Here is a 19,120-nt window from a genome sequence, read left to right as displayed (position 1 = left end):
CCTCGTCACTCTTTGTTCTTTGTGTCAAGCAAGGGCATCGGATAGAGCATCACCTTGTAGCCTCTGCTGCGTAACTCTTCTATATATCTTATCAGCGCTGCATCACTAACTGTGCCACCATATCTTGGGTTTCCACTCGCATCTTTTGAAATTAGCTGAGCATTATCTCTGGTTACACCCCCTACTTGCCAATCATCAGGTAATATTGCGGAATCATCTTGAAATTCAACTGCAGGATATATTTTACAATCTTTAATGTTCAGATCATTCACAAACCAATTGACTACTACCGACACCCACTCAACATTTGGCAAATCTTCTTTTAATTGATCCAAAGAAAGCATTGCATCGCTCTTTTTAGTGTGGTTGTTGTGATTTACCCTTTGCGCCAGTCCATATGGGATATATTGGTTGCTGCTTATTTTCTCTTGCGCGATTTTCTTCTGTATTTTTGTATCATATACAAACTCTCCTGAACCTGGTATGATATTGATATTCTGAATATTTTTCGCCACTGAAAACTCATTTGACTTTACTGCAGTTTGCACTTCAAATGTAAATACCGGAACACGATTATTATAGTCTGCTAAAGGAAAATTCTTGATGACTATGTAAGATATTCCCCTATAAGCCGGCACATTCCCCTCTCCTTCAATTGATGACATAAATGGATCAGGATTTTGATCTTCTGCACCGCGGTAAAAAGTATAATCTATTTCATCAAAGCTAAGTGATGTTGTATCTGCCCAGATTCTGTTTAATTTTTCTACTTTCCCCTTGCAGATCGCAATTGCAAGCGTTGCATAGTAATTATATGTAACGTTCATACCTCTTCCAATTTTACTTTTGGTGGTTATCGCCTCTTCTTTTATTGGCTGTGACCAAATAATGTTCCCTGCAACACGAGCAGTGCCATGGATAATTGGGATCGTTCTGCCGTAGGTTGAGGTTTGAACTTGCAGATTTTTTAGCCTTGCCCCATGCGTTACTTTTTGCTCGGCATCAAGACCAAACATTGCGCTATCTAGCTGTGCACCAAGAAGAGCACCGAGTTCTGAGCCGATAATCCGGCCAATTGGACCAAAAATGCTGCCTGCTTGACCAAAAATTGATGATAAAACTATTGTAGACATGATAATCCTCCTTTTTGTTTCTATAGTTAATGTAGGCTCTACGTCATGCCGCCGCGAACCGTCATACCGCGATTCATTCGCGGTATCTCTTAGCATAGATTCCGCTAACTAGTAGCGGAATGACGAATTTGTCGTTTTACAGCCACTTGGATAACAATTTGCCACTAAATAGTAGGAAATTCAGCAGCTTACAATGAATAATTGAAGTTTTTAATTAAGAAAAGCACATGAGCAAATCATGTAGCTATAATTATTGTAAGCAACAATGAAAAAGTGCGGAAGTAAAAAATTTATGTTGATTTTATATTAATTTTTAGTACAATTTAGCATTATAATCTGGGGGTGCCAATGAAATTTGAAATGTCGGAAGAAAATAGTAAAAGAGTCTTGTCTGGTACAAAATGGATTACTAATGTTGTTCAAAACTATCTTACATCACTGAATAATAGCACTAAACCAACTAGTTCTGGAAAAAAATTAATCAATGCTTTTTTACTTGTTCCAATCATCGTGCCTACTGCTATAACAGCATTATCTCTTAGCTTAACTATGCTTTTTTTGAATGCTGTTAATGCTCAAAAAGATGATTCTAAATTATCTAAAGTAATAAAGTTTATAGTTAGCTCTCTAATCTATATAGCTGCTGCCGTGGTTTTAATTCCGTGCATTGTATTAAATCTAATAATTTCACTGATACCTGGTCTTATTTTTTATTACATTAATAAAGACATGTTTAGTCAAAAAGACATAGAAAACAGTCAAGGTCAACCAGTAAATAAAGTCGAGATAAGTAATGATGAAGAATACAATAAGTGTGTTGAAGAAAAAGTTAACAAGCTAGGGCAACAGAATGATGTGGAGCAGGATCAATTAAATACTGATTTATGCCAACCACTAATGAGAAGTGGTCTGTTGCATAATCAACCAAATGTAGAGGTAATATCTCGAGTAGTAGAAGGTGAACAAACCGTAGATAAGACTGTTATAGCAAAGGATATAAATAATGATGGTATACGAAATGGTGAAATGATGGTGCGAACAGTTGGAAATGATCGTAACATCACTGTTTGTGGTGTTGTTACCGGAAATGCTACTAATAAACAAGAAGGTTTCGCTACTGCTACAAAGTTGTCGTGTCAAATTGTTGAAAATGGAATAGATATGCAATTTGGCTGCAGTATGCGCACTGGAACTGACAAAAAGCAGGCAATTGAACGTTTGAGAGAAAGTGAATCAGCGCGAACTTTGCTATCTGGTGATAGTGGAATATTGTCTATAGAGCAGCCTGGTAGCTCACAACGAAAGTAGTAATTATTTCACCAGCGGCAAAGTGATACCATGCTGATTCATATATTTTCCTTTCATATCATCATATGATTTCTCACACTCACTTTCGCCGCTTAAGAATACGAATTGGCATGCGCCTTCATTAGCATAAATTTTTGCAGGAAGTGGAGTGGTGTTTGAGAATTCGAGTGTGACATGACCTTCCCATCCAGGTTCTAAGGGAGTAACGTTTACTATAATTCCACACCTTGCGTAAGTTGATTTACCAACACAAATGACCAGTACATTTCTTGGTATACGAAAATATTCCACTGTACTTGCAAGCACAAAGCTATTTGGTGGAATTATACATACATCTGTTTCTTTATCTATAAAACTATTCTCAGAGAAATTTTTAGGGTCCACGATGGCTGAATTAACGTTAGTAAAAATCTTAAATTTATTATCCACTCTTGCATCGTAACCATAAGACGATAGTCCGAAAGATATGACCCCCTTACTGCTTTTGTGATTCACAAAAGGTTCTATCATTCCAAAGTTTTCAGCTTTTTCTCTTATCCATTTATCTGGCATAACTGCCATAATTGCCCCTTAAAGTTGTGTAATACTTACAATAATATAAAATAAAATTTAAATGTAAACTGTAGCTTTTGTCATGCAATTAAAGCTTTTCAGTTTGATTTTTTGTTACAATAATTAGATTTATGTTCTTAACTAAAAATAATGCTTAGAAACTTTCTCCTGATTTTTGTATTCGTATTATTCACGCCGCTGTCAAATGCTGATGCCAGGAAATACATCAGAATTGTTGGATCTTCAACTGTTTTTCCTTTTATCTCGTTTATAGCCGAGGAGTTCAATCGTGTATTCCCTTTCAAGACTCCAGTTGTGGAATCGATAGGAAGTGGATCAGGGTTCAAAATGTTTTGCTCAGGAATAGGGGAAGACACGCCAGACATCACCACTTCATCTCGCCCTATGAAGGAAGTAGAAAGAGAACTATGTAAAAGAAATAAAATTAATGAAGTGATAGAGATCATCATTGGCTATGATGGAATTGTCATTGCAAATTCAAATCAAAGCCATAGATTTGATTTCACAAAGAAGGACTTATTTGAAACTTTATCTGCATATTCTCAAGAAAATGATAAATTAGTAAAAAATAGTAAGAAGTTTTGGTCTAATGTCAATCAAGCCTTACCAAAAATAGAAATTGAAATTTATGGTCCACATCAAAATACAGGTACATACGAAACTTTGGTTAATTCTATTATGCTTGATCAATATTCATGCATGAACTCGAGAATTTTCAAAGAGAATTATAAAGATCAGGAAGAAAGAAAGAAAGCATGTGGTAATATAAGGGATGACGGAAGGTATATAGAAGTTGGAATTAATGAAAATATAATAATACAAAAATTGAAAAGCAACAAAAACGCCTTAGGGATATTTAGTTTCAGCTTTTTAATGAGGAATCAAGATAAAATACAAGGGAGCACAATTGCAGGAATTGAGCCAACTTACGAAAATATATCATCGGGAAAATATATATTAGCAAGACCTCTATACCTTTACATAAAGAGGGAACACTTGGATACTGTTGATGGATTAAGAGAATTCGTAAAAGAAATTATAGATTCGATCGGTATTGAAGGTGGGTATCTATCTAGGCTTGGTCTAATCCCACTTTCAAGTGAAGACATGAAAAAAGCTTCAGCAAAGGTTTATGATATAACGTGACGGTCTTTTATATTCTTTGTCCCAGCGCGGCGCGCTGGGATGACATTATTAACGTTGTACTTCTGTAAACGTTCTTTCTACACTTGGATCTTCTAAAACCTTAGCAATACCAGCACCCATTAATATAACTGCTGCCAAAACTGTTAAAGCCAGTGCAACTGCAGGATACGCTAGCACATAGGCTGCAACAGCACCAACTGCGCACAGTCCAACAACGCCTAGAGAAATCTTCCCCTTGTGTTCACTCCAGAAGGTTGTATCGTTCTTTGCTGGGGTTGTGTTACCAGCAGTTGGTGCAGGGCTTGTTTCGCTGCTATTTGCTGGGGTTGTAGCTGCATTATTAACAACGGTATCCTTCTTCTTGTTGTCCTGTGCAAGTTTTTTTTGCAAGCTCTCTATCACTTTGGGCAATACACTCTCTTTCCTCAATTCCTTTCAATACAGGTTCATTAAGCTCTATTTCTCTGTTCGTTTTATAATCCTTAACTTCTTGAATAAAGTCTTTAAGCCATCTCTCACCAGCTATACCAGCATGCTTTTTTTGTTGCTTTTCAAGATACCATATTATATAATTATCTCCTGTATTTTGACCTTTGCTATTAACCATGTGGTCTTCGAGCCAGAAGTTACGAACGTCAGGGGAAGCTTTATCCCAAAGAAGTTTAGTGATTTCTTTTTTCTTTTCAAATTCTTCTTTGTCAAGACTTCCTTCATAGTCAACTATCAGAGGATAAACTAAAAGGGCATCTACGCTTCCATCATTCCAATATACACATCGCTCTAAAACCCTTGCTGCATCTGCACCACAATTTTCTAATACTGCTTTAACTCGATTAACATCAAGGTCTTCTATTGCTTCTTGTAAGTCGGAATCAAGACCCATTACCCTCTCGTGCTCTTTCATTTCTTGAATAACTTGTGCAAGAGCAGAATATTCTGTGTTATTATGGTCAATTTTTTGTTGAAAGCGTTTAAGATCATCTATCATGCCCGTAAAATATGGTTGATCTTCAAAAGAATTTACTACCTTGTAATCACACAAAAAATCACAAGTTTTTTGATCAGCTTTCTGCCAAATTAATTTAATGAGCTCTACTTTAGTGCTAACGCTAGCATTAGAACAGTCAATAACATCATTTAAAATGGTACCTTTGTCACTAGTCAAAGTCCCCTCGTGGCTCAAAACTGCTTGTATATCATTATATTCCTTATTGTCGAATATGTTCTTGACTTCTTGAGAATTGTTATCCTGGATTGCCTGTCTTAATAAATCTAGAATTTCTTCTTGTGTATCAGTTAATCCAACCATATTTTACCTCTATTTTCTATAACAAGTTTAATTATCACACATATTTACAAGTAAGTCAAGAATAACTGTTAATAAAGGCCAACAAAGTGCTTGACGTTAGAATAGCTTTTATGGTTTTGTATAGCTAGAAAGTAACTCTATGGAACGCTTACGCTCAATTGTATTTATTGTGGGAATATTCCTATTGCTGTTTAGCTTAGCAATGCTTATTCCTGCTATTACCAATAAGTATCTCAGCTACGAATGGAAAAATTTCCTCGCTGGATTCATAATTACCTGCACATCTGGCGTAACTTTTATTTTGTTCGGTAAATTAAGTAGATTGCATGGCATGCCGGCAATTTTTGCGATTACTAGTTGCACCTGGATTGCCTTGTCTCTGTTTGCAGCTATTCCTTTCTATTTTGATAATCTGAGCTATGTTGATGCATTATTCGAAACAATATCCGGCTTTACAACGACAGGAGCAACTATATTTGATGATATTGAAAAGCAATCTCCGGGAATATTGCTGTGGAGAGCAATGCTACATGGCATAGGTGGTTTTGGTGTAATCACTTTAGGAATTGCAGTTTTTCCTATGCTCAAGATTCTCAGCCTAAATAATTTACTTTATTCTGAATATTCAGATGCTACCAAAAGGAAGTTGCCGAACACGCGAAGCGTAGTGATTCATGTTACAGCAATATATTATGGCCTAATTTTGTTATGCATATTTTCCTATTATCTAGCTGGTATGCCACTGTTTGATGCAATATGTCACGGAATGTCCGCTGTATCAACTGGTGGATTTGCTAACTATAATGATTCTATAGGGCACTATAATAACCCTATGTTAGAAGTCATAACGATCATTTTTATGATTTTGGGTTCTCTGCCTTTTCTTAGCTATTTAAAAATTATAAGACGATTAGACATTTGCTATGATGAGCAAGTCTCTTACTTTGTTAAGATAGCTATTGTTTCATCTTTATTTGCTTGTTTTTGGTTGTATAAAAATGTTGATTTAGGAGTGTCATTATCATTTAGATACAGCACATTTACCATCACCTCTTTAATTACGTCAACTGGTTATGCAATCTGTAATCATATAGATTGGAGCTTCATTTCAGTCTTAGCTTTTTTTCTAACCTTTGTTGGTGGATGTAGTGGTTCTTCAAGTGGTGGAATCAAAATCTTTCGTTTGATCATTTTTCTAAGGTCTATAGAAAATCACTTTCGCCTTTTATTAAACCCAGGCGCAGGTAATAAAGTAAAATTCAATGGAAAAACCCTGGAGAATGATGAAGTTCATTCTGTCTTTATATTTTTTGCGATTTTCATGTTAACGTTTACCATTTCATCAATAGTGATGTCTTACTTAAGCAATGCGGACTTTATAACTAGCGTCAGCTCAGTCTCTGCAACGCTTACAAACTCTGGTCCAGGGTTCAGCAACTTAATAGGCCCTTCAGGTAACTATTCTTCTTTCAGTAATGAAGTAAAATTATTTCTATCGTTTTTAATGCTGCTTGGCAGACTTGAAATATTGCCAATCTATTTTTGTATAGGTAATTTATTCTTATTTAATAGAGAGAAATAGTTGGTGAAACTTGATATTATAGCTAAACTGACTTACGACAATTTGAAAAACCGTCATTCCGCTACTCGTTAGCGATATCTATACCGCGAATAAATCCACAGATGTACGAACATTGTGATTTGGGCACACCAGGAAGAATGTCATCCAAGTAGCCCCTTTCTCGTCATCCCGCTACTTGTTAGCGGGATCTATGCTAAGAGATACCGCGAATGAATCGCGGTATGACGGTTCGCGGCGGTATAGCTATAGATAGTATTAGCTGTTTAATAAAAAGATCGTAGCTAAACCAAGAAATATAAAAGCTGAGAGAATATCAGTTGTTGCCGATGTTAGGATTGAAGAAGAAACTGCAGGGTCAGACTTTAAACGGTGAAGCATTATAGGAATGAAAGTTCCGATGAACGTTGCAATAATTGACATCATAATCATGGAGACCACAAAAATCATCTCCACTTTGAAGTTGTGAAACATTATTGCTAACACTACTAATGAAATAGTAGATAAGATCACCCCGTTTATAAGACCTATTAAAAATTCTTTCATCAGTATTCTTTTTGCATTTTGCTCAGTTAAATATTTTGTTGCGATTGCCCGGATGGTTAGCGTTACTGTTTGGGATCCTGCATTTCCGCTCATTGATGCAATTATCGGCATGATTATTGGCAGTACTATAAAACTTTTTATTACATCATCGAAAAAGCCAACTACTATGGAACACATTGTTGCAGCTAAGAGGTTAAACAGTAACCAAGGTAGCCTTTTAATTATAGTTTTATGTATAGGGGCATTTATATCGGCTTTAGAAGATACACCGCTTATTTTGAGTATATCCTCTTCTGTTTCTTGTTGAACAACTTTTATCACATCTTCAATTAAGATCACACCAATAATTTTACCATTCTTATTTACTACCGGAGCTGATAATAAAGAGTAATCTTTAAATATTCTTGCTACTTCCTCTTGGTCTATTCCAGTTTTAATGATTTTTATGTCATGATCCATTATCTCTTTTATTATTGTGTCTCCTGAGTGAGATATTACCTTATTTAAATTAACACTGCCTATAGGCTCTAATTTTGAGTTGATAATGAATATCTGGTGAAATTTTTCTGGTATTTTTTTATAGTTGCACACAAATTCTGTCAATTGATTTATTGTCCAATAATATGGAGCTATAACCATATCTTTATGTATTAACCTTCCTGCACTTTCTTCTGGGTATGATAGCAACTCCTCTACTGATTTCTGAGTCTTGCTGGGCAAATAGTAAAGCATATTTTCTACAGACTTTCTATCTAAATCTTTCACTATGGTTACTATATCTTCTACATCAAGGAGCATTAGTAACTTTGCTGTATTTTCTATTCCCAATGTTTCTATGATCTCTATTTGTAAATCTGGCACTACATGCACTAGGGCATCACTTAACAAATGTTGATCGAGGATATTAACTAGTTTCTCCCTGTGATCACTGATTGAAGTAGATAAAAAATAAGCTAACTGAACGCTATCTATCGTTTTTACAATATTACGAACATTTTCTAGTTCATCGTTATCAAGTGACTCTATTAAGTCATCAATAGCCTTTTTGTCTAAACCATAATGAGAACTTATTTTAATATTCATTATTTTACCTTTAAATATACGTGCTTGATTCCGTTGAGCATTAAAGTATAATAAAATTATTTCAAATTAACTACTATATGGTTAAATTTCTATTTTGTTTGCTGTTATTGTTAGTAATAGTAAATATATTAAAATCTAAAGTATAATGAAAACTTATTCAGAAATTCTTGAACACTTTCAAAGCTTAAATAAAAGTATTTCTCTTATCAGGAGGTGTCTTTGACATAGAAAAATTAAAGTTGCGTCTTGAAGAGCTTGACTCCCAAGCTGCAGATGATGATCTGTGGCAAGATAACCAAAAAGCACAAGAAATTTTAAAAGAACGTTCTAAAATTAAGAATGACGTAGAGTCGTTTTTAAAGCTGGAAAGCGACTACAGTAACGCTATCGATTTAATGAAATCCGCTATTGATGAAAATGATGAAGAATTTTTCTCCGAAGTTGAAAATGAACTGGTAAAGTTAGAAAAATTAATCAAGTGTAAAGAAACAGAATCCTTATTTACTGGTGAAGCAGATAACAATGACTGCTTTTTAGAAATCCACTCAGGAGCTGGCGGAACCGAGAGCAATGATTGGGCTGAAATGCTGATGCGCATGTATGTAAGGTGGGCAGAAATTTATCACAACTTTAAAGTTGAAGTTGTAGAAAAATTAGAAGGAGAGTCGGTTGGTATAAAGTCCGCAATGATAAAAATCGTTGGAGAAAAAGCTTATGGGTGGGCAAAAAGTGAAAGTGGAATTCACAGGCTGGTTAGAATATCGCCGTTTGATGCAAATGGTAAACGTCATACCAGTTTTGCAAGTGTAGGAGTAACTCCAGTAATAGAAGATTCAATTGATATTGCTGTGGATGAAAAGGATCTAAAGATCGACACCTACCGTGCTTCCGGAGCAGGCGGTCAGCATGTGAACAAGACTGAAAGTGCAGTACGCATTACGCATATTCCAACTGGTGTTGTAGTTCAATGCCAAAATGGTCGTTCTCAACATAGAAATAAAGATGAGGCATTAAAATTACTTAAAGGACGTTTATACCAAATTGAACTGGAAAAAAAAGAACAGAAAATGGCTGAAGAGTATGGTAAAAAATGCGATATAGGCTGGGGTAATCAGATCAGATCGTACGTTATGCATCCATATCAAATGGTGAAGGATCTAAGAACCGGACATGAAATGGGTAATATAAATTCTGTTTTTGATGGTAATATAGACTGTTTCATAGTTAGCGTACTTACTAAGCAAAATTAGACTTTTATAGCTAAAGTAATTTAGGTTTACTTATAGCCGTCATTCCGCTACTAGTTAGCGCCGCGGCGGTATGACGTAGGGAAACCTTGCTTGGTCAGCTATAGTTCCTTTTTTAAGAAAGTTTTAAATTTCATACTTAGCAATAAGCAACTTTAGGTTTAAATTTATGAAATCAGTTGTTATATACATCAGCAAATACGAATTTAACTGGTGTTATGGATTTGAACAAATTTACTGAAAAAGCAAAAGGCCTGATTCAAAGTGCTCAAATGAAAGCGTTGGGAGCTGGGCATCAGATTTTTATGCCTGAGCATTTACTAAAAGTGATGCTTGAAGATGAATCAGGTTTAGTTCAGGATTTGATAAACGCTTGTGGTGGAAATGTGCAGAGTATTTCCGATGCTGTGGATAGTGCAATAAAAAAGTTGCCAGTAATTGAAGGTCCAGGAAGTGGTGGCCTTCAACTTTCAAGAGAAATAGCAAAAGTTTTTGAAGATTCAATTGGTATTGCAAAGAGAAATAAAGATTCATTTGTTGCTGTCGAGCGTTTACTGCAGGGCCTCACTGCACAAAAAGATGATACTGTAGGCAAAATTCTGGCAGAGAATGGTGTGACTCCACAAAAACTGAACTCAGTTGTTGCAGAAATGAGAAAGGGCAGCAGTGCGGACTCGCCAAACAGTGAAGAAAAATTAAACGCGGCAAAGAAATATACAAAAGATGTTACAGAGCTTGCTATGCAAGGAAAGCTTGATCCTGTAATTGGTCGTGATGAAGAGATCAGAAGAACTATGCAGGTATCACTGAGGCGGACAAAAAATAATCCAGTGCTGATCGGTGAACCTGGTGTTGGAAAAACTGCAATAGTTGAGGGGCTTGCAAATAGAATTGTTGCAAACGATGTACCACTTGGTTTGCATGATGCAAAGGTCTTAGCTTTGGATCTTGGCGCACTAATTGCTGGCACTAAGTTTAGAGGAGAGTTCGAAGAAAGGTTAAAAGCAGTGATTAATGAGCTTTCGAGAGCGGAGGGAAAAATTATATTATTCATCGATGAATTGCACACTTTAGTTGGAGCAGGAGCAACAAGTGGTGCAATGGATGCCTCGAATCTGCTGAAGCCTGCTCTTGCGCGTGGAGAAATTCGCTGTATAGGGGCCACAACTTTAGATGAATATCGTCAGCATATAGAAAAAGATCCTGCACTTGCAAGGCGTTTCCAGCCCGTGTTTATTTCTCAACCAACTGAAACTGATACCATTTCAATACTGAGGGGTTTGAAGGAAAGATATGAAGTGCATCATGGTATAAGAATTACAGACGGTGCAATAATTGCTGCTGCAACGTTGTCCAATAGATATATAACAGATAGGTTTTTACCTGATAAAGCAATTGATTTGATTGATGAAGCAGCAAGTAGGGTGAGAATTGAAATGGATAGCAAGCCTGAAGTTATTGATGAACTTGAGAGAAAGGTTATACAGCTAAAGATTGAAGCAGAAGCTCTAAAAAAAGAAAGTGATGAAAATTCTAAACAGCGTTTAAAAAAGATAAATGAGGAGATTGAAAACCTAAACAGTAAATTTGCTGACTTAAACAGTAAATGGCAGATGGAAAAGAATAAAATAGCTAGAATACAAGAAACAGTTGAAAAATTAGATAACGCTAGAAAAGAGTTGGAATTAGTTCAGCGTAGTGGGAATTTAGGAAGGGCAGGGGAATTGATGTATGGTGTGATTCCTCAGCTTGAGAATGAATTAAAAAATCAGGAAAAGGTTACTGATAGTTTCTTAAAGAAAGAAGTGACTGGAGATGATATTGCAAACATTGTTTCAAAGTGGACAGGAATTCCAGTTGATAACATGATGCACAGCGAAAAGGAAAAACTTCTTAACATGGAGAATGAAATAGGAAGAAGAGTAATAGGGCAAAAAGGCGCAATAGAAGCAATAAGTAATGCAGTTAGGCGCTCTCGCTCTGGTGTGCAAGATACTAATCGACCTTTCGGTTCATTTTTATTCTTAGGCCCAACCGGGGTTGGAAAAACAGAACTGGCAAAAGCCCTTGCTGAATTTCTGTTTGATGATCAATCAGCGCTTTTGCGTTTTGATATGTCAGAATACATGGAAAAACATTCTGTTTCAAAGCTAATTGGCGCGCCTCCAGGGTATGTTGGCTATGAGCAAGGTGGCAGATTAACCGAAGCAGTAAGAAGAAGGCCATATCAGGTTATTCTGTTTGATGAAATCGAGAAAGCAAATCCAGATATATTTAATCTATTGCTACAGATCTTGGATGAGGGTAGACTCACTGATAGTCATGGCAAATTAATTGATTTTCGCAACACCATACTGATTTTAACATCTAACCTTGGCGCTGAGATAATGCTAAAAGGGAATGTTGATTCTGTAAGAAATGAAGTGATGCAAATAGTTAAATCAGCATTTCGTCCAGAATTTTTAAACAGGCTGGATGAAATTATTATATTCCACAGTTTAACCAGAGATGACATCTATAAAATTATAGATGTTCAATTTTCTTATTTACAAAAAACACTTGCTAAGCGTAAACTGAGTATAAGTTTGTTGCAGGAAGCTAAAGAACTAATAGCACAAACTGGCTATGACCCTGAATATGGAGCAAGGCCCCTAAAAAGGGTTATACAAGAGTGTATTCAAAATAATTTAGCTAAATTAGTTTTATCAGGGGAAGTAGTAGAAAATGATGAACTAATAGTGTACGCTCTTGATAATGAAATCTTAGTTAAAAAGGTTTAAGTTCACTGTGTATTTTTGTTAAAAAAAATGTGTATAGATCATAATGTTGACACTGAGTCTTTATTTAAGTTAGCTGATCAAGAAAATCAGCAAGATAAAGAAAAAATTAAAAAATTTATTAAGTATTTTTATAGTTTTGTTTATAAAAGCGACCTAAAAGCCAACGATAAGTTTTTGCTATATATTGTAAACGATGCTTACAATTTTGTTTCTCAAAAAGAGAAAGATGAAAGTAAGTTAGTAGTAAATAATATAGATGATATACCAGGAATAGAAGGCGATTTTACCACGATTAAGATAACAAACGATGATATGCCATTTTTGGTTGATTCTGTTATTGCAACTATTAAGTCGCACGATTTAACCATATGCTATTACAGCAACAGCATAATTAACATTAAAAGAAAAGATGGCCTAATAGACGAGATTTACCCTTTGGAAGAAAGCAATGGAATCAAAGAGTCAGTTATATATTTAATTATCAAAGGTATAAGTGACAGTTTTGTTGATACATTAAAAGAATCTCTACAAAAAACGCTGAAAGCGGTTAATTGCGTTGTGAAAGATTGGCACTTAATGCTCAAGAAACTTGATGAGGCAAGTCTTTCTGTCATCCCAGTACTTGATACTGGGATCCAGGAAAAGGACACGTGGATTCCAGTGTCACGCACTGGAATGACACCAGACCGAAATCAAGAGCAAAAAGATTTTCTAGTTTGGTTAAAGAATAATAACTTCGTATTTCTAGGTTATCAAGAATATATTGCTGGTAAAGATGAAAAACTCATCTGTGATAGCAAAAAGGACCTTGGCCTGATGAGAGTAGGTCAAAGTACGTTGATTCCTTCTGTAAACCTTGATTCCCTATACATATTGAGATCAGATCTAATCTCAATAGTCCATCGGCGTACATACATGAATTGTATAGGAGTAAAAGAATTTGATGACCAGGGTAATGTGGTAAAGGAACGGCGTTTTTTCGGGCTATTTACTTCTGTAGCGGAGGTCCAAGATATTCGAACTATTCCAATAATAAGAGATAAAGTTAAAGTTATAGAAAAAAGTGCAGGGTTTGTAACCGGGGGCCACAATAACAAAGCTCTAATTTATATTTTACAAGTATTCTCATGTGATGAATTGTTCCAGTCTAATGAGAAAGAATTATTTCAAATTTGTACTTCTATTATGTCCCTTGCAATAAGACCAAGAGTCAAGTTATGCTTAAGAAGTAAGGGAGCGTTTACTAGTTGTATAGTGCTGATACCGATGCGTTATGCTAGCTCCAGGCTAATGCTCAAGATAAGCAATATATTGAAGGATGAGATAAATGCAGAAAGTTCAGATATTTATAACCACCACATTATAAACGAATATGACTTAATGAAATTGCACGTGGTGCTAAAGGCTAAAAACGCTAGTGTTCCTGATGATGAAGTTTTGCGTATCGAAAACAAATTAAGGAACATTACGGAAAAATGGGAAGATCGTTTTATAGACAATTTATATAATACTTTTAGCACCGTTGAGGATATATTCATCCGTTATTGCAAGGCATTTCCAATAAGCTATCAAGAGAGTTTCGAACCTCATGACGCATATTACGATATGAAAAAATTGGAGATAGTGAGGAAAAAAAGAGTTAGCGAGGTCGATTTAAGACTTACTCGTGACAATCTTAATTATCAATTAAAGGTTTACACTTCGAGCAATGGAGGTCTTGAATTATCGAAGATATTAAGAATTACTAAGAATTTGGGAGCTAAGATTCTATCTCATAATGGCTATTACATAGAAATTAACGGCGGAATATGGATACACCATTTTGTGTTGTCAAGAGTCGATGAATTAATAGACAACATTACTCTAAAAGAGCAATTTGAAATAACACTTGCGAAAGTGTTTAGCAAGGAAATTAAAAATGACTATTTCAATAGTTTGATCATTATTGCTGGGCTCAAGTGGAAAGAAGTGCTTCTGGTTAGAGCGTTAAGTGCTTACCTAAAGCAGACGTCATTTAACTACAATCCAGAATATATCCAAAAGGTAGTCTCAGAGCATCCAAAAATAGTAAAGTATTTGATACAACTATTTCATGCAAGATTTGATCCTAACATAGACATTGATAGAGCAGAAACTACGGACATTGTCAGAGAAAAAATTGAGGAACTTCTAAAAGAGATCAGCAATGTTTCACATGATTACGTTTTGCGCTCGATATTTAACTTGATAATGGCTATTTTAAGGACCAGTTATTATCAAGACGATAAACCATATTTATCTACAAAATTTGACTCAAGTAAAATAAATGGTTTACCTGATCCTCGTCCGTATCGTGAATTGTATATTTATTCAAACCTTTTTGAGGGAATACATCTAAGAGGAGGGAAATTAGCCCGTGGTGGCTTAAGGTGGTCGGATAGGACGGAAGATTTTCGCACTGAAGTTTTGGGGCTCATGAAAGCTCAGATGACAAAAAATGCGGTTATTGTACCTGTTGGCGCAAAGGGTGGGTTTGTAATTAAGCAAGTTTATAAAGACAAAGATACTTTAAGAGAGAAAGGTGTTGAATGCTATAAGAGTTTTATCAGAGGAATGCTTGATATTACTGATAACGTGGTTGATGGTAAAATAATTCCACCAGAGAATGTGATTAGGTATGATGAAGATGATCCATATCTCGTGGTTGCTGCTGATAAAGGAACTGCTTCATTTTCTGATTATGCCAACCAGATAGCCTCTGAATATAACTTTTGGCTTGGCGATGCATTTGCATCTGGTGGATCAGTAGGTTACAACCATAAGAAAATGGGTATTACAGCAAGAGGTGCATGGATTGCAGCACAAAGGCATTTTTGGAAAATGAATAAGGATATTTACCAGGATGCAACTGTTATTGGAATTGGAGATATGGCTGGCGATCTATTTGGAAACGGTATGCTGCTTTCAAAAAATATACATTTAATCGGCGCATTTAACCATATGCATATTTTTGTTGACCCAAATCCTGATGCAGAAAAGAGTTTCACAGAACGTAAACGTCTCTTTAAGTTACCATTTTCAACCTGGATGGATTATAACAAAGATTTAATCTCTCAGGGTGGCGGGGTATTTGAGCGTAGCAGTAAGCAAGTAAACATTTCTCAAGAAATGAAAAAATGCTTTGATATAACGGAAGATACGTTATCTCCAAGTGATTTGATTAGATATCTACTCAAAGCAGAAGTGGACTTCATATGGAACGGAGGAATCGGCACGTTTGTTAAGGCAAAGAGTGAAAGTCATAGCATGGTCGGTGACAAAGCAAACGATGAATTAAGAGTAAACGGTAAGGATATTAGAGCTTCTATGTTTATAGAGGGTGGAAATCTTGGTTGTACACAGCTTGGGAGAATAGAATATGCTGAAAGAGGTGGATATATCAATGCAGATTTTGTTGATAATTCAGCCGGAGTGATATGTTCGGACCTTGAAGTTAACATTAAGATTGCATTTGTTTCAGCTATGAAAGCAGGGGGTATTTCTTTAGAAAAAAGGAATGAAATACTGGCAAGTATGGTGGATGAAGTTGCATCCAAGGTGCTTGAGAACCACAACAGAATTGAAACAAAAGCATTACTTCTTGAGTGTTTGCAAGCTAAAGAGAGATTGGAGCAGGACCACAGGTTACTGCTCAGTTTAGAAAAATCTGGGCTGTTAAACCGAAGCGTAGAATTTCTTCCAACTGAAGAAGAGATAGCAAGGATGTTAACTGGTGCAGAAGGTTTCAGTTCTCCTCAGCTTTCTATTCTAATATCTTATGCTAGAACGGCAATAAAAAATAAAATTATACATTCCGATCTGCCTGAAAAAGATCTTATATCTAATGACTACTTGCTAGGTTATTTTCCTAAAAAGATGTTAACAGAGTTTAAGGATTTCATATTAAAACACCAACTTCGTAGAGAAATTATCTCCACTTGCATTGCAAATGATGTTGTAAATAGGATGGGCTGTATATTTATTAATAATTTAGTTGAGAATACTGGAATTAAGGTACACGAAGCAGTTAACATATATATCGTTGTTAACCACCTATATGATTTAAATAACCTGTGGCAGAAAATTGATGAATTGGATGGAAAAATTGATATTAACTCATACTTGCAAATAGTGAGAAATGTGCAGAAATTTATTGGCAGAGTATCGTTTTGGTTAGTAAAAAATCTTAGCTTTGTAGAATTGGATGATGTTACAAAATTTAAAGATGCAATTGAAACTTTAGGCCATGATGTTTTAGATGAACACCTGTTAAAGGTCTATAATCATGGATACACTTCTTTAGTGGAACTTAATATAGATAAAGATCTAGCAAAAAAAATTGCTGACCTGTGCGTTCTTACTTATGCACTGGATATTATATCTGTTGCTGAACAGACATCTTTGTCCATTCTTGATGCTGGTAAAATATACTTTGAGTTAAAGTCGCTGTTAAGATTCGATCTGATTAGAACAATTGCCATCAAGATGAAAAGCCGCTCTTCTTATTGGGATCGCAGCTTAGTTAATGATTTATTGGACGATTTAAGCAATTACCATCACAAGCTAGCTGTTAAAGTCATAAAAGCTACTGATAACCCCGAAGATAAGGTTCAAACCTGGGCTTGTAATGATAAGGACTACATAGAACGTTATAATAGTTTTTTAGATGAGATGGTTGCTTCTAAACTTGATTTAAGCAAATTAATATTTATAATCAGAAGGATTAAAGTACTTGCTTCATAGGAAAATGTTCAATATAGGTCTTTCAGAAATTTTAGTTGTAGCTTTAGTGAGCATAATTGTTCTTGATAAAAATAAGGTACCTGTATTTATTGATTTTATTAAGACTATATATAGGTATTTTATAATTGCAAAGTCAAAAGCCAAAAGGTTATTGAAGGATGCCGGAATTGAAGACTTATATAAAGAGTGTAATACTGAGAAAGTAAATTACATAGTTGGTAAAAATGGTAAGCTTTATCCTACTTACGATATAGATAATACATCTAAAGATAATGACAGCGAAGATTCTGGTAGTAGATGATGTACTATCTAATGTCAAGCTTTTAGAAGCTCGACTAAAAGCAGAGTACTATACGGTTATCGTAGCTCATGATGGTGAAGAAGCTATAGATTTAGTAGCAAAGCAGCAGCCTGATATTATATTACTTGATATCATGATGCCAAAGATGAATGGCTTTCAAGTTTGTAAGGAGCTAAAGAGTGATCCCTTGACAACCCATATTCCAATAATTATGGTAACTGCACTGCATGACACTCATGATAGAGTGCAAGGTATTAATGCTGGCGCGGATGATTTTCTGACTAAACCAATAAACGAAACTGCTTTATCTGCACGAATTAAGTCTCTCACGCGCTTAAAAATGATTATAGATGAATTGCGTTTAAGAGGAGAAACCAACGCTGAGATTGGTGGAGTCGCAGGAAACAGTATTATGGATTATTCTAATCAGATTTTTGATGCTAACATACTTGTTGTAGATGAAGATGTCTTTCAAGCAGAGCAGATATATAATGTACTAAAGCAACGCTTTAGGTCAATTAAAATACTGAGTGATCCAATAGAGGCATTAAAGGTTGGTATTAAGGATAATTACGACTTGATCATTTCTGATATGCAGTTTTCAAAAACTGACGGCTTGCGTTTGTGTTCTGGGTTTCGTAGTAAGGTGGAAACACGTTATACACCAATTCTAATTCTTTCTGAGGATTATGATAAAAACAATTTAGTAAAAGCACTTGATGTAGGTGCTAATGATTATTTAACAGTACCTTTGGATGAGGGTGAGTTAATAGCAAGGGTTAATTCGCAAGTAAAACGCAAAAGATATCAAGATGCCTTGAGAATGAATTTATTTAATAATGCGGAAATGTCTATAAAGGACCCATTAACTAACTGTTATAATAGAAGATATTTTGATGCACACTTAAGAAACATTGTTAAGGACTCTGTAGAAAAAGATAGAAGGTTGTCTCTTATGATACTTGATATAGACTATTTTAAGATGGTGAATGACAATTTTGGACATAGTGCTGGAGATGAACTTTTAAAGCAAATACAGAGAAGAATTTCTGAAAATATTAGAGTGACAGATTTGTTAGCTAGATTTGGTGGTGAGGAATTTGTTGTTGTAATGCCAGATACCGATACATCAGATGCGTATACTATTGCGGAAAGAATACGCAAAATTATTGCTAAAAAACCTTTTATACTTGCGGATAAAAATACAACCCACGATGTAACTGTGAGCATTGGAATTGCAGAAATGCAAGAATCTGACCTTGACAATATTAAAGAATTTATAGTACGTGCCGACAAATATTTATATAAGGCAAAAAACAGTGGTAGAAATAGAGTGGTTACTGGCTATAGCTAA

At 35.4% G+C, this 19,120-nt stretch carries 13 protein-coding genes; 8 read left to right on the top strand and 5 right to left on the bottom strand.

The genetic code is table 11. The features are described 5' to 3' along the window. Positions 1-5: 5 nt before the first annotated feature. A complete protein-coding gene (locus AABM58_RS07080; protein ID WP_338406771.1) occupies positions 6-1,229 on the bottom strand; it encodes a hypothetical protein in 1,224 nt (407 codons plus the stop codon). Positions 1,230-1,481: 252 nt separating this feature from the next. Between AABM58_RS07080 and AABM58_RS07075 the strand changes: the two genes are divergently transcribed. Continuing rightward, on the top strand, positions 1,482-2,441 hold the full coding sequence (locus tag AABM58_RS07075) for a hypothetical protein (RefSeq protein ID WP_338406770.1): 960 nt from the start codon (positions 1,482-1,484) through the stop codon (positions 2,439-2,441). Between the two features lie 3 nt (positions 2,442-2,444). On the opposite strand, the gene dcd is transcribed toward AABM58_RS07075, so the two are convergent. Further along, entirely contained in the window at positions 2,445-3,002 is a 558-nt protein-coding gene (gene dcd / locus AABM58_RS07070; protein WP_006280485.1) for a dCTP deaminase, read from the bottom strand. A 141-nt stretch (positions 3,003-3,143) separates the two neighbouring features. Between dcd and AABM58_RS07065 the strand changes: the two genes are divergently transcribed. Continuing rightward, positions 3,144-4,160 (top strand): substrate-binding domain-containing protein, encoded by a 1,017-nt coding sequence (locus AABM58_RS07065; protein WP_338406769.1) that lies wholly within the window; start codon positions 3,144-3,146, stop codon positions 4,158-4,160. Between the two features lie 48 nt (positions 4,161-4,208). Here the strand turns inward: AABM58_RS07065 and AABM58_RS07060 are convergent, their stop codons facing one another. Together AABM58_RS07060 and AABM58_RS07055 are read right to left on the bottom strand one after the other, a co-directional pair. Then, positions 4,209-4,550, bottom strand: coding sequence for a hypothetical protein (locus AABM58_RS07060; protein ID WP_338406768.1), 342 nt, complete (start codon positions 4,548-4,550; stop codon positions 4,209-4,211). After that, positions 4,501-5,469, bottom strand: a complete 969-nt coding sequence (locus AABM58_RS07055; RefSeq protein ID WP_338406767.1) for a hypothetical protein — start codon at positions 5,467-5,469, stop codon at positions 4,501-4,503. The genes AABM58_RS07060 and AABM58_RS07055 overlap by 50 nt, the downstream gene beginning before the upstream one ends. Positions 5,470-5,608: 139 nt before the next feature. On the opposite strand from AABM58_RS07055, the gene AABM58_RS07050 reads away from it, so the two are divergent. Next, positions 5,609-7,051 (top strand): TrkH family potassium uptake protein, encoded by a 1,443-nt coding sequence (locus AABM58_RS07050; RefSeq protein ID WP_338406766.1) that lies wholly within the window; start codon positions 5,609-5,611, stop codon positions 7,049-7,051. Positions 7,052-7,306: 255 nt separating this feature from the next. Here the strand turns inward: AABM58_RS07050 and mgtE are convergent, their stop codons facing one another. After that, a complete protein-coding gene (gene mgtE / locus AABM58_RS07045; RefSeq protein ID WP_338406765.1) occupies positions 7,307-8,677 on the bottom strand; it encodes a magnesium transporter in 1,371 nt (456 codons plus the stop codon). Between the two features lie 145 nt (positions 8,678-8,822). Between mgtE and prfB the strand changes: the two genes are divergently transcribed. From prfB to AABM58_RS07020, 5 genes are all read left to right on the top strand, one after another. After that, positions 8,823-9,927 (top strand): peptide chain release factor 2 gene (gene prfB / locus AABM58_RS07040; protein WP_338406764.1). Its coding sequence is split into 2 segments (ribosomal slippage): positions 8,823-8,897 and positions 8,899-9,927, totalling 1,104 coding nucleotides; the frame shifts between segments, so codons are not numbered across the junction. Between the two features lie 215 nt (positions 9,928-10,142). Continuing rightward, positions 10,143-12,704, top strand: coding sequence for an ATP-dependent chaperone ClpB (gene clpB, locus AABM58_RS07035; RefSeq protein WP_338406917.1), 2,562 nt, complete (start codon positions 10,143-10,145; stop codon positions 12,702-12,704). 27 nt (positions 12,705-12,731) lie between these two features. Further along, positions 12,732-17,465, top strand: coding sequence for an NAD-glutamate dehydrogenase (locus AABM58_RS07030; RefSeq protein ID WP_338406763.1), 4,734 nt, complete (start codon positions 12,732-12,734; stop codon positions 17,463-17,465). Positions 17,466-17,469: 4 nt separating this feature from the next. Beyond that, positions 17,470-17,766 (top strand): Sec-independent protein translocase subunit TatB, encoded by a 297-nt coding sequence (gene tatB, locus AABM58_RS07025; protein ID WP_151807733.1) that lies wholly within the window; start codon positions 17,470-17,472, stop codon positions 17,764-17,766. Continuing rightward, positions 17,738-19,120 (top strand): PleD family two-component system response regulator, encoded by a 1,383-nt coding sequence (locus AABM58_RS07020; protein ID WP_338406762.1) that lies wholly within the window; start codon positions 17,738-17,740, stop codon positions 19,118-19,120. Before tatB ends, AABM58_RS07020 begins: the two co-directional genes overlap by 29 nt.

Origin of the sequence: Wolbachia endosymbiont (group A) of Longitarsus flavicornis, from assembly GCF_963931955.1 — a bacterium.
Classification (GTDB): domain Bacteria; phylum Pseudomonadota; class Alphaproteobacteria; order Rickettsiales; family Anaplasmataceae; genus Wolbachia.
The sequence above is the reverse complement of the archived record's forward strand: the minus strand, read 5'-3'. Positions and strand labels throughout refer to the sequence as shown.